Here is a 592-nt window from a genome sequence, read left to right on the forward strand (position 1 = left end):
GCAAGTATCGAGGCGTCGCCTCCGGCGCGAAGATCCTCGATGGCAAGATCCTGAACGACGAGGGCTTCGGCGACGACTCCGGGATCGTCGCGGGCCTGGAGTGGGCGGCGGCCGAGAAGGCCGACGTGGTCAACCTCAGCCTCGGCGGGACGGACCAGCCCGGCCTCGACCCGCTGGAGACCGCGGTCAACAAGCTCTCGGCCGAGAAGGGCGTCCTCTTCGCCATCGCCGCGGGCAACGGGGGCGAGCTGGGTTCCAGCACCGTCAGCTCCCCGGGCAGCGCGGACGCTGCGTTGACCGTGGGCGCCGTGGACAAGGCGGACAAACTGGCCAACTTTTCCAGCAGGGGTCCCCGGGTGGGGGACGGCGCCGTCAAGCCCGACGTGACCGCGCCCGGTGTGGACATCGGCGCCGCGGCGGCGCCCGGCAGCGACATCGCGGGCGAAGGCGCCCCGGTCGCCGACGGTTACGTGGCCATCTCAGGCACCTCCATGTCCACCCCGCACGCCGCCGGCGCCGCGGCGATCCTGGCCCAGCAGCACCCGGACTGGAGCGGTGAGCGGATCAAGGCCACGCTGGTCGCTTCCACGAC

Annotated in this window: 1 protein-coding gene; it reads left to right on the forward strand. The window is 72.3% G+C overall.

Annotation, left to right across the window (positions count from 1 at the left end; genetic code table 11):
- Positions 1-592: S8 family serine peptidase (locus tag KUM32_RS42045; protein WP_217146868.1), on the forward strand; the 592-nt coding region annotated here is incomplete at both ends.

This window comes from Streptomyces sp. AC627_RSS907 (genome assembly GCF_019049165.1).